The 13,276-nt window shown below is 60.8% G+C and carries 15 protein-coding genes and 1 tRNA gene; 9 read left to right on the top strand and 7 right to left on the bottom strand.

All coding sequences use genetic code 11. The annotated features are described in order from the left end of the window. Positions 1-127: 127 nt before the first annotated feature. Together HJY11_RS00980 and HJY11_RS00975 are read right to left on the bottom strand one after the other, a co-directional pair. Entirely contained in the window at positions 128-1,294 is a 1,167-nt protein-coding gene (locus HJY11_RS00980; protein WP_208074218.1) for an iron-containing alcohol dehydrogenase, read from the bottom strand. Between the two features lie 200 nt (positions 1,295-1,494). Beyond that, positions 1,495-2,100: a flavin reductase family protein gene (locus HJY11_RS00975; protein WP_208074217.1), complete on the bottom strand. Its 606-nt coding sequence runs from the start codon at positions 2,098-2,100 to the stop codon at positions 1,495-1,497. A 169-nt stretch (positions 2,101-2,269) separates the two neighbouring features. Here HJY11_RS00975 and HJY11_RS00970 point away from each other — a divergent pair, with 169 nt between their 5' ends. The 4 genes from HJY11_RS00970 to HJY11_RS00955 all read left to right on the top strand — a co-directional run bounded on the left by HJY11_RS00970 (position 2,270) and on the right by HJY11_RS00955 (position 5,205). Further along, a complete protein-coding gene (locus tag HJY11_RS00970; protein WP_021658241.1) occupies positions 2,270-2,584 on the top strand; it encodes a hypothetical protein in 315 nt (104 codons plus the stop codon). After that, positions 2,574-3,032 (top strand): HEPN domain-containing protein, encoded by a 459-nt coding sequence (locus HJY11_RS00965; RefSeq protein WP_208074216.1) that lies wholly within the window; start codon positions 2,574-2,576, stop codon positions 3,030-3,032. The genes HJY11_RS00970 and HJY11_RS00965 overlap by 11 nt, the downstream gene beginning before the upstream one ends. Positions 3,033-3,169: 137 nt before the next feature. Then, positions 3,170-4,474: a DNA recombination protein RmuC gene (gene rmuC / locus HJY11_RS00960; RefSeq protein WP_368041525.1), complete on the top strand. Its 1,305-nt coding sequence runs from the start codon at positions 3,170-3,172 to the stop codon at positions 4,472-4,474. A gap of 53 nt (positions 4,475-4,527) precedes the next feature. Beyond that, positions 4,528-5,205 carry a lipase family protein gene (locus tag HJY11_RS00955; RefSeq protein WP_208074214.1) on the top strand — a complete coding sequence of 226 codons (678 nt, stop codon included), beginning with the start codon at positions 4,528-4,530 and terminating at the stop codon, positions 5,203-5,205. An 8-nt stretch (positions 5,206-5,213) separates the two neighbouring features. On the opposite strand, the gene HJY11_RS00950 is transcribed toward HJY11_RS00955, so the two are convergent. Next, positions 5,214-5,636, bottom strand: a complete 423-nt coding sequence (locus HJY11_RS00950) for a hypothetical protein (protein ID WP_208074213.1) — start codon at positions 5,634-5,636, stop codon at positions 5,214-5,216. Positions 5,637-5,769: 133 nt separating this feature from the next. Here HJY11_RS00950 and HJY11_RS00945 point away from each other — a divergent pair. Together HJY11_RS00945 and HJY11_RS00940 are read left to right on the top strand one after the other, a co-directional pair. Next, positions 5,770-5,861: transfer RNA gene (locus HJY11_RS00945), tRNA-Ser, on the top strand. A 287-nt stretch (positions 5,862-6,148) separates the two neighbouring features. Beyond that, positions 6,149-6,595: a GNAT family N-acetyltransferase gene (locus HJY11_RS00940; RefSeq protein ID WP_208074212.1), complete on the top strand. Its 447-nt coding sequence runs from the start codon at positions 6,149-6,151 to the stop codon at positions 6,593-6,595. Positions 6,596-6,727: 132 nt separating this feature from the next. On the opposite strand, the gene HJY11_RS00935 is transcribed toward HJY11_RS00940, so the two are convergent. Continuing rightward, positions 6,728-7,741 carry a hypothetical protein gene (locus HJY11_RS00935; RefSeq protein WP_208074211.1) on the bottom strand — a complete coding sequence of 338 codons (1,014 nt, stop codon included), beginning with the start codon at positions 7,739-7,741 and terminating at the stop codon, positions 6,728-6,730. Positions 7,742-7,914: 173 nt separating this feature from the next. After that, positions 7,915-8,421, bottom strand: a complete 507-nt coding sequence (locus tag HJY11_RS00930; protein ID WP_368041513.1) for an N-acetyltransferase family protein — start codon at positions 8,419-8,421, stop codon at positions 7,915-7,917. A gap of 161 nt (positions 8,422-8,582) precedes the next feature. Between HJY11_RS00930 and HJY11_RS00925 the strand changes: the two genes are divergently transcribed. The 3 genes from HJY11_RS00925 to HJY11_RS00915 are packed head-to-tail and all read left to right on the top strand — an operon-like array spanning position 8,583 to position 10,769. Then, the gene (locus HJY11_RS00925) at positions 8,583-8,897 is read left to right on the top strand and encodes a PadR family transcriptional regulator (RefSeq protein ID WP_208074450.1); all 315 of its coding nucleotides are present in this window, start codon (positions 8,583-8,585) and stop codon (positions 8,895-8,897) included. Then, positions 8,894-9,643, top strand: coding sequence for a DUF1700 domain-containing protein (locus HJY11_RS00920; protein WP_208074209.1), 750 nt, complete (start codon positions 8,894-8,896; stop codon positions 9,641-9,643). The genes HJY11_RS00925 and HJY11_RS00920 overlap by 4 nt, the downstream gene beginning before the upstream one ends. Then, positions 9,630-10,769, top strand: coding sequence for a DUF4097 family beta strand repeat-containing protein (locus HJY11_RS00915; protein WP_208074208.1), 1,140 nt, complete (start codon positions 9,630-9,632; stop codon positions 10,767-10,769). The genes HJY11_RS00920 and HJY11_RS00915 overlap by 14 nt, the downstream gene beginning before the upstream one ends. Before the next feature lie 63 nt (positions 10,770-10,832). On the opposite strand, the gene HJY11_RS00910 is transcribed toward HJY11_RS00915, so the two are convergent. Both HJY11_RS00910 and HJY11_RS00905 read right to left on the bottom strand, forming a co-directional pair. Further along, positions 10,833-11,948 carry a metallophosphoesterase gene (locus HJY11_RS00910; RefSeq protein ID WP_208074207.1) on the bottom strand — a complete coding sequence of 372 codons (1,116 nt, stop codon included), beginning with the start codon at positions 11,946-11,948 and terminating at the stop codon, positions 10,833-10,835. A gap of 89 nt (positions 11,949-12,037) precedes the next feature. Beyond that, complete coding sequence (locus tag HJY11_RS00905; protein ID WP_208074206.1) at positions 12,038-13,174, bottom strand: AI-2E family transporter; 1,137 nt, start codon at positions 13,172-13,174, stop codon at positions 12,038-12,040. Between the last annotated feature and the right edge of the window lie 102 nt (positions 13,175-13,276).

The following is a 13,276-nucleotide window of genomic DNA, read 5'->3' as shown; positions in this document are numbered from 1 at the left end:
GGTGGGAGAATGGCCTTTTGGATGGAGGATGGAAGGGTCGCGCTTCTCTCTCTGCCCTCCCTTTTCAAAAAAGTCCCCCGCCCACAAGCGGGCGGGGGACGCTCTTAGCTTAAAGGCGGGAAGGGCCTTACAGGGCCAGGCGGTAGATGGCGGCGATGTCCTCCTCTTTCAGGTGGGCAAAGTGGCCGGCATAGGGGCGGCCGTCCAGAGCGCGATGGGCCATCTCAGGGATGCGGTCGGCGGGAATTTTCAGGTCGGCAAAGGAGGTGGGCATCCCCAGGGAGCGGAAGAAGGACTCCAGCCGGCGAATGCCCTCCAGGGCGATCTCCTCACCCTTTTCAAAGGCCAGGTCCACATCCATCACCCGCACGGCGAACTGCACAAAGCGGGGGAGATTTTGCTTGTAGACGTACTTCATCCAGGCGGGGGTGATGACGGTGAGCCCCGCGCCGTGGGTCACGTCGTAGAGGGCCGAGAGCTCGTGCTCGATGTCGTGGCAGGCCCAGTCCTCCTCCCGGCCCATCCCCAGTAGGTCGTTGTGGGCCACGTTGCCCACAAACATCACTTCGGCCCGGTAGTCGTAGTTGTTCGGCTCGGCAAGGACGCGGGGGGCGGTCACCAGCATGGTGCGCAGGGCCCCCTCCAGCAGCCGGTCGGTGAAGTCCACCTGCTCGGTCTGGGTGAAGTAGCGCTCCATCAGGTGGGACATGATGTCGCAGCAGCCCGCCGCCGTCTGGTAGGCGGGAAGGGTGTAGGTGGTCTCGGGGTCGAGGATGGCGAATTTGGGGAGGATGTGGGGGGAGGAGCACATCCGCTTCTGGCTGCCTTCGTCCTTGGTGATGATGCAGGCCTTGCTGGATTCCGAACCGGAGGCGGGGATGGTCAGCACCACCCCGATGGGCAGGGCCTTTTGCACCTGGGCCTTGCCGGTGAAGCAGTCCCACAGGTCGCCCTCCATGCAGGCGCCGGCGGCGATGGCCTTGGAGGAGTCGATGGCGCTGCCCCCGCCGATGGCCAGCACAAAGTCCAGCTGGTTTTCGCGGCAGAGGCGAATGCCCTCCTTAACGGTGGAGAGGCGGGGGTTGGGAACCACCCCGTCGTACTCGACAAACGCGATGCCCGCGGCGCGCAAAGAGGCCTCGATGCGATCGAGGAGCCCGTTTTTGCGCAGGTAGTCGCCGCCGAAGTGGACCAGGGCGCGGCTGCCGTACTCTCTGGCGACGGTGCCGACCTCGTCCTCCCGGCCCTTGCCGAAGAGGATGCGGGTGGGGTTGTGAAATGTAAAGTTCTGCATGGTTTGCGTCACCTGTTCTTTCTCGCTCTCGGGGGAGAGGCGTCTTGTCGTTGTTCTTTCCCTCCCATTATACGGCGGGGGACGCAGTTCGTAAATGAACGCTTTGCATCAATTTCCCGGGAAAATGTCCGCCTCCCTTTATGATTTGAGGGCAGTTGCAGGGTTTTGCGAGGCATTTTGGCCCAGTTTGACAGCGCCCCCTATTTTTTTGGCGGAGGGGGGACAAACCGCCGGGTCTTCTTGCGGCCGGGGCCCCGCACCGTGTAGCCAAAACTGCCCAGTTTCTCCCCCTGGGCAAAGTATTCGCCGTGGGTGTAGTGAATGAGTTCAGCCCGGTCCAGGCAGAGCTTCCCGCTCTCGTCCAGAAGGGACTCCTCCACATCCACCGCCACGATTTCGGCCAGAAACATGTGGTGGCTGCCCAGTTCCAGCACCTGGGTGACCCGGCACTCCAGGTTCACCGGGCTCTCGGCCACCAGGGGGGCGGCGATCTCGCTGGCCGGGGCGCGGGTGAGCCCGGCGGCGGCGAATTTGTCCCCGTCCCTGCCGGAGCGGACGCCGCACCAGTCGCAGGCGCCGACGAGGGGGCGGCTCACCAGGTTGATGGCGAACTCGCCCCTCTCGCGAATCAGGGGGTAGGAGTGGCGCTCCGGCCGCACCGAGATATAGGTCATGGCCGGTTTGGTGCAGACGGTGCCGGTCCAGGCGACGGTGAGGAGGTTGGAGCGCTCCCCCTCGCCGCAGCTGACCAGCACCGCCGGCACCGGCGCCAGCAGGGCCCCCGGCTTCCAACACTGTTTTGCCATACAAAATGCCTCCTGTCTCACTTCTCTTTTCTTTGCCTCACCAGAATAGCACAGTTGGAGCAAAATTCCCAGCCCGGGGCGGCATTCGGTTGCAAGGGGCGGGAGAAAGGGGTAAACTAAGGACAGATGGGGCGGCGGCCCCGCTGTTTAAAAAGAGGAGGGAGTGCCGATGGAAGAACAGGGGTTGGGCGAACAGATTTTGCAAGTTTGCGCAGAGGTGCGGCGGTTGGCGCGGCCGGAGAAGGTGATCCTCTTCAACCGCAAGCTGACGCTGTCGGGCAAGACCGCCAGCTTTAAACTGGTGGTGGTGGCCGACACGGCGGACAAGCGGCGGCTGGAGAAGGAGCTCTACCTGGCCATCGACAGCCCGGTGCCCTTTGACGTGGTCCTCTACACCCCCGGGGAGTGGGCGCAGCTGGCCGGGGAACGGGGCTCTTTTGCCGCCAAGGTGCGGCGGATGGGGAAGGTGCTCTATGAGGCGTAGACACAACACCGGGGACAGCCGCCGCTACTACGACTGGATGGACAGGGCCGAGGAGGACATGGAGACGGTGGAGCTGCTGCGGCGGGAGGACCGCTGCTATTTCAGCTGCGCCTTCCACTGCCAACAGGCCATCGAAAAGGCGCTAAAGGCCTACATCCTGGTCAAGACCGGGAACCTGGTGGACGGGCACAACCTCTCCTGGCTGTGCAAACAGGCCGTCAAACACGACGGCGAGTTTGCGCAGTGGCTGGACGAGAGCGCGGCCCTCAACCACTGCTACATCGAGACCCGGTATCCCACCGACGTCCCCTACGAGATGGGGCGGGGCCAGGTGCGGCGATTTGCCGACATGGCGCGGGAGATGTTCACCTTTATCTGCGAACAGGTGGAGGAGGAGCTGGACGCCGGCGAGCCGTCCTCCGCCGGGCCGGAGGCAGCCGGGGAATAGCCGTTTGACAGGCGCGGGGCAGGAAACTGCCCTCGCGCCTTTTTTGCGCCCTTTGAGGGGTGCAACCGGCGGGGAGATGTGCTATACTAAACAACAGTTCTTTTTTGAAAAGGGTGGAGGGATCGGTTTTGGAGACGGTGATTTTGATCGTGTTGGCCGCGGTGTTGGCCCTGCAGGCAGCGGTGCTGATTGTGCTGCTGCGGCGAAGGGGAGACACCGGTGGGGAAGCGCTGAAAGAGGCCCTGCGGCAGGAGGCCCAGGCCGCCCGGGCGGACACCCTGCAGACGGTGCAGACCTCGGTCGCCGGGCTGGGGGAGGTACTGGCCCAGTCCCAGCGGCAGTTCACCGCCGTCCTCAACGAGCGGCTGGGGGACTTAAACACCCAGCTGACCCTGCGGCAGGAGAGCTTGCAGCAGTCGGTGGACCGCTCGGTGCGGGGCACCGACGCCCGGATGGCAGAGTTCACCCGCCAGAGCGCCCAGCAGATGGAGCAGATGCGCGCCACTCTGCAAAACCGGGTCAGCGCCATGCAGGAGGACAACGCCCGCCAGCTGGACCGGATCCGCCTGACGGTGGACGAAAAGCTGCAAAAGACCCTGGACGAGCGGTTGGGCCAGTCCTTCAAGGTGGTCAGCGAGCGGCTGGAACAGGTCTACAAGGGCCTGGGGGAGATGCAGACGCTGGCCGTGGGGGTGGGGGATTTGAAAAAGGTCCTCTCCAACGTCAAGACCCGGGGCATTCTGGGCGAAATTCAGCTGGGGGCCATCCTGGAGCAGATTCTCGCCCCCGAGCAGTACGGCCAGAACGTCTGCACCAAGCCGGGGAGCAAGAACGTGGTGGAATTCGCCGTCAAGCTGCCGGGGGATGGGGAGGAGCCGGTCTGGCTGCCCGTTGACGCCAAATTTCCGGCCGACGCTTACGCCCAGCTGATGGACGCCTACGACCGGGGCGACCCCGCCGAGATCGAGCAGCTGGGCGCCGCTTTGGAGCGGCGGGTCAAGCAGTTTGCCAAAGACATCCGCGACAAGTACATCGCCCCGCCCTATACCACCGATTTCGGCATCCTCTTTTTGCCGGTGGAGGGGCTCTACGCCGAGGTGGTGCGCCGGGGGCTGGTGGAGACGCTGCAAAACGAGTACAAGATCAGCCTGGCCGGGCCCACCACCATGGCGGCCATGCTCAACAGCCTGCAGATGGGCTTTCGCACCCTGGCCATCCAAAAGCGATCGGGCGAGGTGTGGCAGGTACTGGGGGCGGTGAAGACCGAGTTCGGCAAGTTTGAGGGGGCCCTTTCGGCCGCCCAGCAGCGGCTGGAACAGGCGGGCAGCGAGCTGGACCGGCTGGTGGGGGTGCGCACCCGCCAGATCCAGCGCCGCCTAAAAGAGGTGAGCCAGCTGCCCGAGGAAGAGGCGGGCGAGGTGCTGGGCTTGCCCGAGGCGTAGCGGCGCAGAGAGACACCCCCGGCGCATAGACTGGCGTCGGGGGTGTTTTGCTGATGGAATACAAGAGCCTGGCCACCATGCTGGAACTCGCCGCTGCGGCCTACGGCGACAACCTGCCGGTGAAAAAGGGACGGGAAGTGCGCTTTATCGACAGCGGAAAGACGGGCATCCAACTCTATATGGAGTGCGTGGGCAAGACGGTCTATATCGCCTTTCGGGGAACCGATTCGGCCAGGGACTGGGCCACCGATTTCCGCTTTTGCAAAAAGAAAATTCCCTACGACAACGCCGCTTCCAAGATTCGGGTGCACGGGGGCTTTATCGACATGTACAAAAACCCCGAGGTGCGCGACGCCATCCGCTATTTTCTGCCCCAAGAGGCGGAGCGGGTGCGGGTCACCGGCCACTCCTACGGGGCGGCGCTGGCAGTTTTGTGCGCGGTGGATTTGCAGTACAACTTTCCCGAGAAGGACTTTGAGGTGGTGCTCTTTGGCTGCCCGCGGGTGGGCAACCGGGCCTTTGCCCAGTCCTTCAACCGGCGGGTGTTCAAGACCTTTCGGGTGGAAAACGGCAACGACATCGTCACCAAGGTGCCCTTTGCCTGGATGGGCTTTCGCCACGTGGGTATCCGGGTCTCCATCGGTCCCCCGCGGCTGCCGGGAGCCGTCTCCTTTGAGGGCCACCGACCGCAAAACTACTATCGGGGGCTGCTCCGCTCCCAGGGGCTGTAACCGGCCCTCTAGCGCAAAAATCCCTTCATGGTCTCAATGTTTTGCTGCTCGGTCTCCAGCAGCTTTTGGGCCAGGGCGCGCACCTTGTCGCTGGCGCAGGTGTACTCCTTGAGGCGCTTGGTCATATCCACCACCCCCATGGTGCTGCCCTGAATGAGCATCTCGGCGATGTGGGAGGGGGAGTTGTCGGCCAGGGTCTTGAGCTCCAGCATCATGTAGGCCGAGAATTTGGCCATGGCGCCGGTCTTTTCCAGCTCCACTCCGGCCAGCTGTTTGGCCTCGGCAAAGATTTTGTGGTACTCCTCCTTCTGGGTGAGGAGGGCGACCTTGAAGTGGTCGTCCTCGGCGATCCCCACCAGCCGATCGAGGGTGGAGAGCCCCATTTCGGTGTTTTTATAGATAAAGTCCAGCAGTTCGGTGTTCTGGTCCATGATTCCTTTTCCCCCTATTTTGGTTTTGCAGATAGTGTGGGCGCAAAGGGACAAATTATTTGCGAAAATGAAAAAAAGGGGGTTGATTTTTTGGAAACCCATGGGTATAATAAATGAGCGCCCTGCGATATGCGGAAAGATGGCTGAGCTGGTCGAAGGCGCACGACTGGAAATCGTGTAGGCGGTGATACCGTCTCGAGGGTTCGAATCCCTCTCTTTCCGCCACGAGAAGCAACCGATTTGGTTGCTTCTTTTTTTGCGCTCTTTTAAAAAATAGGCGTTCAAAGGAAAGGGGTGAGGGCGCATTTCCCCGACGGCCAGCGCTCTTTTGACGGGAAAAAGCAGTTTGCCGCGACTTCGAGGCCTCAGACTGCAATTTTTAAGGATAAAAAATTGGCGGGTTGTAAAGGCGCTGCTGCTCGCCGCAGGTCGGAGTCCCCGGCACCTGACAGGATCGGGCGCACAATGGGCGAATTTTGAGGGGACGCAGTAAAGAACTGGGAGGGCATGGTATGGAAAACACCCCTGTTTTGGAGACGGAGCGTCTGATTTTGAGAAAGTTTACAGGAGAGGACATAGAGGCGCTCTACCTGCTTTTAAAAGACGAGGAGGTCAATACCTTTTTGCCCTGGTTCCCCGCCAAAAGTGTGGCGGACGCAAGGGCCTTTTATCAAGAGAGATATGCGGCCAACTATAAGAGGCCTCGGGCCTACGCCTATGCCATCTGTTTGAAGAGCGATGATTTCCCAATCGGCTACATCGAGGTGGATATGGGTGAAAGCCACGATTTTGGCTATGCCCTGCGAAAGGAATTTTGGCGCCAAGGCATTGTGACCGAGGCGGGAAAAGCCCTTGTGGAACAGATAAAAAGAGATGGGCTTCCCTATATCACAGCGACCCACGACGTCAATAACCCTCGAAGTGGGGAGGGGGAAAGTGCGCTGTATCGGTTCTCCTAGGGGGGAACAGCGTTTTCCGCGCAAACAGGGAGCTGGGGGGTGGATCAATTTTAAATAATAAGTTCCTTTGGAGAAAGAGGATAACAGAAAAGGCGGCTGATTTTCAGCCGCCTTTTCTGTTCAATGGCCCCTCTAAAATTCTGTCTCCACCTGCAAAGCGCTCTCGGACTGCCCCATGTAAAAACGGCAGAGGAGGTCGGACGATTCATCGTAGTAGTAAACCCAGTTGTAAATGATCTCAAAGGAGTCGATTCCCCGCAACCGGGGAATCTCTTCCACCGTCTCCCAGCGCAGGCGGTAGACCCTTTTTTCAGAGTTGGCGCCGTCTATGTAGTAGACCCACTGGCTGTCGCAGGTGATGAAGAGGGGAAAGGTCGAGTGACTGACGGTGAGGTGCATTCTCCCTCCACCGAAAGGGGCCTGGTAGATGCCGTTGTCTGTATAGTAGACGCCGTTTGGGGTGACCAGGTGAGTGCCGCTCTGACCGCCGGGCAGGGTGACCGGGGCAGAGAGCTCCCCCGTCTCCGGCGAGAGGAGGGAGACTTTCAGGGAGAGGGGTTCTTTCTCGTCCACCCACTCCCGGTAGGCAACGCCGGCAGAGCCGCTGAGAATGCCGGTGTAAAAGTGGGGGTAGTTGGCCTCTTCGTCGGCAGGCACCTGCTCTTCCAGGGCTGGGGCGAGGGGGTCTTGCAGCCGATAGAGCAGCCGGGCGCTGCCGTCAGGGGCGGTGATATAGAGGGCGTCTTTGAGGAGGGAGGCGTCCCGCGCCTCGATCCCCAGAGGGTGGACGGCGAGGGTCTGCAAATCCAGGGCAAAAAGAGCGCCGTCTTGCAGGTAATAGAGATATTTTTGATAGCGGATGAGGTGCTGTGCCCGGGAGGAGAGGGGGAGGATCAAATCCCCGCTGGCCGTTCCTCTGCCAATTTGGTAGATGCCCAGTTTGCCCGCGGCGTAGACGTAGTTTTTGTCCCCGGCGGTGAGGCGGCCCTGGTCCCTGCAGTCCATGTCGATCCCCAGATCGGCCGCATGGATGGGGGAGGAGAGAGGGCTGTCGTCTGGGGAGAAGGCGGCGCAGCCGCCCAGCAGGAGAGAGGCGGCCACCAGGCAGGCAACCAGGCGCAGGGTGGAAACAGACTGTTTTGGCAAGGTGGACTCCCCCCCTTCTCTGCAAGCCGTTCCAAAAGGCTTGCAGAGGTGTCTTTTGAAAACAGTATACAAAAAAAGTGCGATTTTGGCAATCCTGTCACAGGGGCGAACTGCCGGAAAGGCAAAAAAGCACCCCCTCTTTTGAGGGGGTGCTGCGCTTTTGGGGGGCAAGTCTACTGGGGAAAGGCGAGGCCCTCTAGGGACTGGGCGTCCAGGCGAAAGACGGTCCAATCATCCAGCGGGCGGGCGCCCATCTTTTTGTAAAAGGCGATGGAGGGGGCGTTCCAGTCCAGACAGAACCACTCCATCCGGCCGCAGTCCTCTTCCCGTGCCAGGTTGGCCAGGTATTGCAGCAGGAGCTTGCCCAGACCCAGCCCGCGGTGGGCGGGGCGGACAAACAGGTCCTCCAAATAGAGGCCGGGCTTGCCGACGAAGGTGGAGAAGTTGTAGAAGTAGAGGGCAAACCCCACCGGCTCCCCCTCCAGCTCGCCGATGACGCAGCGGGCGGCCCCCCGCTCAAAGAGGGAGCGGCGCAGGGTCTCGACGGTGGCTTCCACCGAGTCGGCCATCTTCTCGTACTCGGCCAACTCTTTGATAAAGGAGAGGATGAGCGGACAGTCCTCTTCCCGCGCGGGGCGGATGACAAACTCGCCCCCCGGGGTGACAAAGCGGTTTTTCACAGAAGTTCCCCTTTCTCGATATGGATTTGATTCCCTTCTTTTCAAACGCCCTTTATTATGCCCCATCCCTCATTTTTTTGCAACCTTCAAAAAAGAGGGAAAAAAGGGTTGACAAAGAATACTATGTACAATATAGTATCATGTGTAAGGAGGGATGAGCCATCGACGTACAACTAAAAAAAGGGCTGCTGGAGGCGTGTGTCCTCACCGCCCTAAAAAAGGAAGACTCATACGGGTACAAAATCATAGGCGATCTCTCGGAATATGTGGAGATGTCGGAGTCGACTCTCTATCCGATCCTCAAGCGCCTGGAGGGGAGCGGTTGTCTCACCACCTATTCGCAGGCGCACAACGGCCGCCTGCGCAAATACTATAAGATCACTGAAGAGGGGATTCGCCGACTGGGCGAATTCGCCGGGGAGTGGCCACAATTAAAGAGGATATACTGCTATATTTTGGGGGAGGATGCACTGTGAGACGGGACGAGTTTATGAACGCCCTGCGCCAGAGGATCGCGCCGCTGCCAGAGGGCGAGCGGGACATGGCCATGGACTACTACAACGAGATGATCGCCGACAAGTTGGAGGCGGGGATGGACGAGGAGGAGGTCATCGCCCAGTTTGGCCCGGTGGAGGAGATCGCCGACAAACTGATCGCCGAGAGCGAGGGGGGCGCCAAGAAGGAGCTCTCTGCGCCTTCGGCCGCCGAATCACACCCACAAATGGGGGGACAAGCGCCTTTTACCGCCCCCCGTCCGTCCTACGGCGCCCCCCCGGTGGGAAGTTACGGCGCGCCGCCCTACGGCCAGCCCTATCCGCCTCCGCCGCCCCGGCGGAAGGAAAGCAGCCAGACCTTAAAGATCGTCTTGCTGGCGGTGACCAGCCCCATCTGGGCGACCTTGGCGCTGGCATTCGGTATGGTGGCTTTAGCCCTGCTCCTCGTCGGGTGGGTGTTGGTGCTCTCCCTGTTTATCATGTCCTTCGCCTTTTTGGCGGCGGGATTTATCTACCTGGTGCCCTCCTTTGCGCTGCTGGCGCAAAACACCGTGATCGGGGCCTTTCAAATCGGGGTCTGCCTGTTGTTTGCGGGGGTTGCCATCCTCTCTTTCCTTGGGGGATGGGGGCTGGCAAGGGCCATGATGAAGGGCTGTAGCGCCCTCTTTGGTTGGCTAGGGAATATCGGGAAAAAGAGAAAGGGGGCTGCTGTCAATGAAGCACATTAGGGGTTGGCTGATCGCCGCCGCGGCGCTCTGTGTCGCTGGAGCCCTGTTGGCGGGCGGCGCCTTTGCCATGGTCGGATTCGACGTTTGGCAGCTGGACGCCACCAGCGGCGAGATCGAGGAGAAGAGCTACAGCGCCCCAGTGGCGGGAGTGGAGGAGATTCGCCTGGAACTGGGCAACCGGCGGGTGGAGATCCTCCCGGCCGAGGGGGAGGAGATCGCTCTCGAGTACACCGAAACCAAGTACTGCAAGTTTGAAATATCAAACGAGAACGGGGTGCTGCGGGTGCGCACCGTCAACACCGAGCGACACTACAACTGGCTGAAACAGGTCTGGTCGGGGATGTTCAGCGGCTTGAGCGAGGCCCGCACCCGCTGTGTTCTGCGGGTGCCCCAGGGCTACCAGAAGCTGCTCTCGGTGCGCACCACCAATGGCAGTATCAACTGCAGCGGAATAGGCCAGTTGGAAGACCTGTCGCTGGATACCTCCAACGCCGCCATCGAGGTGGAGAATTGCGCCCTGCCCCAGTTGAAGGCCACCACCACCAACGCCCGCATCGAATTGGACGACCTGTCGGTGGCGGGAACAGCCGTCCTCTCCACCACCAACGGCTCACTGCACCTCACCCAGGTCAAGGCGGGCCGGCTGGAGATGAAGACCACCAATTCCTCCATTGATCTGGACAGCGTCACCGCCAGCGGCGGGCTGGAGGCCGAGACCAAAAACGGCACCGTCAAGGGCCGGGCCCTGGAGGTGGGGGAGACCCTCTGGCTCAAGACCACCAACGGCACCCTCACCCTGGAGGACTCCCGCGCGAGGGTGGCAACGGTGGAGACCACCAACGCCGCCGTGCGGCTTGAGCGCATCTCCTGCGACAAGACCTTCACCGCCACCACCAAAAACGGCCGGGTCGAGTTTGAGCGGATGGAGGCCACCACCACCAATTTCAAGACCACCAACGCCTCGGTCAAGGGCAGCTTTGTGGGCGGCCAGGGCGATTACAACTACCGCTGCACCACCACCAACGGCAAGTCAAACCTGGGCGAGAGCGGTGGAACAGGGGCGCAAAAACAGTTTTACTGCGCCACCACCAACGGCAACATCGACATCTCCTTTACCCAGTCCTAAACGATCTTTCCCCGACAGGGAAAAAGCGGCGCTGCCCACAAAGGGAGCGCCGCTTTTTGCATTTTACCGGCCGGTGACTTCAACAACGACGATTTCAGAGTTGCCGATGGCGCGCACATAGGGGACAGGGGTGCAGGTGCCGGCGCTCACAATTGCATACATGGTCCCCACCCGCTTGCAGCCGCGATAGTGGGGAAAGACCCTTTGGATCAGCCGGTTGAGGGGGTAAAATTGCCCGCCGTGGGTGTGACCGCTGAGGAGGATGTCCACCCCCGCCTCCGCGGCCCCCTCCAGGTCGCCGGGCTGGTGGTCCATGGCGAGGATCAAGTTCTCCCCACAGCTGCCCTGCAGGCACTCCCTGGCCGATGCCCGCTGGGAGCGAATGTTCTCCCCCGGGGTTCGATCCGCCCGGCCCAGCAGGGTGACGCCGTCGCGCTGTAAATAGGTGTCTTTGAGAAGGGTGACCCCCGCCTGCCGGTAAAAGGCGAGCATATTGGGCAGTTCAAAGCCCGCGTCGTGGTTCCCCAAACAGGCAAAGACCCCCCAGCGGCTTTTTATCGCGCGAAATGCTGTCGCGATTTCCTGGAGCTCAAATACCTCGCGGGTGTTCTCGGTGAAGGTGTCCCCGGTGATACAGACAATGTCTGCCGAGAGGCCGTTGACGGTGTGGACGATCCGCTGCACTGTGCGGAGATCGTTGATGCTGCCCAGGTGCAGATCGCTCAGTTGGACGACGCGCAGCTGCCGTCCCCGGATGTTTGGCTTGTCGACTGGGCAGCGGTAGGTCTGCACCCGGATATTTCGGGTGTGGACGGCCCCATAGAGGAAGGTCGCCAGCCCCGCCCCGTAGAGGAGAAGGGGGAGGAGAGGGGAGAGGGTATTCCCAAACAGCCAGGAGGTCAGGGCGGTGAGAACCCATTCGGCCAGGGCGGAGAAGGCGAGCACGATCTGTAGACTGACCCAGTAGTCGCCGAGAATGCACAGCCCCTTGGAGAATTTGGAGCGGGGGAGGAGGAAGCCCGCCGGCAGGCAGGCGCAGAGGAGGAGATAGCCCACAAGATAGCCCGCCAGAGGGATCGGGGGCAGGAAGGCGGCCCAGAGGCGCCAGGCGACAAAGGCGGAGAGGGCGGCGTAGGTAACCAACAACAGGGCGGCCGCCTGTTTTTGCGGCTTGGCCATTAGATCATCGTTCCTTTCTATAAATTTGCATGGACGACAAAGGCGCAGCTCCAGCGCGTGGCCGGGGCTGCGCCTTTTGCCGGCGGGAGTTAGCGGATGTCCATCTGCTTTTTCTTGAGGACCTCGTTTGTCTTTTTCGAGGTGAGGGTATAGAGGACCGAGCAGGCGGGGACGCCGATGATGACCCCGGGGATCCCGGCAACGCCGCCGCCCACAATGAGGGCCGCCATCACCCAAAAGCCGGTGAGGCCGATGGAGGAGCCCACGATGCGGGGGTAGATGAGACTGCCCTCCAACTGCTGCAGGCAGACGATGAAGATGACAAACCAAAGGGCCTTGATGGGGCTTTCAATGAGGATGAGGAAGGCACTGGGGATGGCCCCCAGATAGGCGCCTAGAATGGGGATGAGGGCGGTGACCCCTACAATGACACTGATGAGGGGGGCGTAGGGGAAGCGGAAGATGCTCATCCCCAAAAAGCAGAGGCCGCCGAGGACGAAGGCCTCGGTGAGCTGGCCGGTGAAGTAGCCGTTGAAGGTGCTGTTGGTGAGAGAGGCCACATCGTGTACTTTGTGGAAAATATTTTCGGGGAGGATGGCGGCGGTGAGCTTTTTCACCCCGCGCACCATCTTCTCCTTGTTAAAGAGCATGTAGAGGGCAAAGACGAACCCCATGAAGACGTTGATGAGGCTGGAGGCAAAGCCCACCACCCCGCCGATGAGTTTTGGCACAAAGTCGGTGAGGAAGTTGAGCAGCCACTGCAGGGCATCGTTAAAGTAGGTGGTGAGTTTGGTGGCCACTTCGGCGGGCAGTTCGACGTTTTGCGAGATGTCGGTCACCCACTTTTGCACCTCGTTCATGTAGCCGGGCATCTGCCGGCCCAGCAGCATCACGCTGTCGGTGAGTTGAGGGCCCACGTAGCGGACGATGACGGTGAAGAGGAGCGCCACCGCCAGCAGCGTTAAGAGGATGGAGACGGTGCGGCGCAGGGAGGGCAGTTCCTTGCGGATGAGGAAGCGGTTGACCAGCCCCCGCTCGATGGCCCGCATGGGAATGTTGAGGATAAAGGCGATGAAAAAGCCGATGACAATGGGGGAGAGTAGCCCCATCATCCCGTCCGCCAGGTTGAAGATGCGGTCGATGTTCTGCAGCAAGAAGAAGAGCAGAATGCCGTAGGTGATGGGCCAGACCCACCGTTTGAAGTTGAAGTCTTGTGTCGGTTTCAAAAAATCACATCCTTATAAATTCCAATTATAGTATACCCGGAAAAAAGATGGAAGGTTTTCTGCGAATTTTCACAATCTTCACAACCGGAACTTGAAGCAAAG

It is taken from the genome of Bittarella massiliensis (ex Durand et al. 2017) (genome assembly GCF_017566145.1).
Classification (GTDB): domain Bacteria; phylum Bacillota; class Clostridia; order Oscillospirales; family Ruminococcaceae; genus Bittarella; species Bittarella massiliensis_A.
The sequence above is the reverse complement of the archived record's forward strand: the minus strand, read 5'-3'. Positions and strand labels throughout refer to the sequence as shown.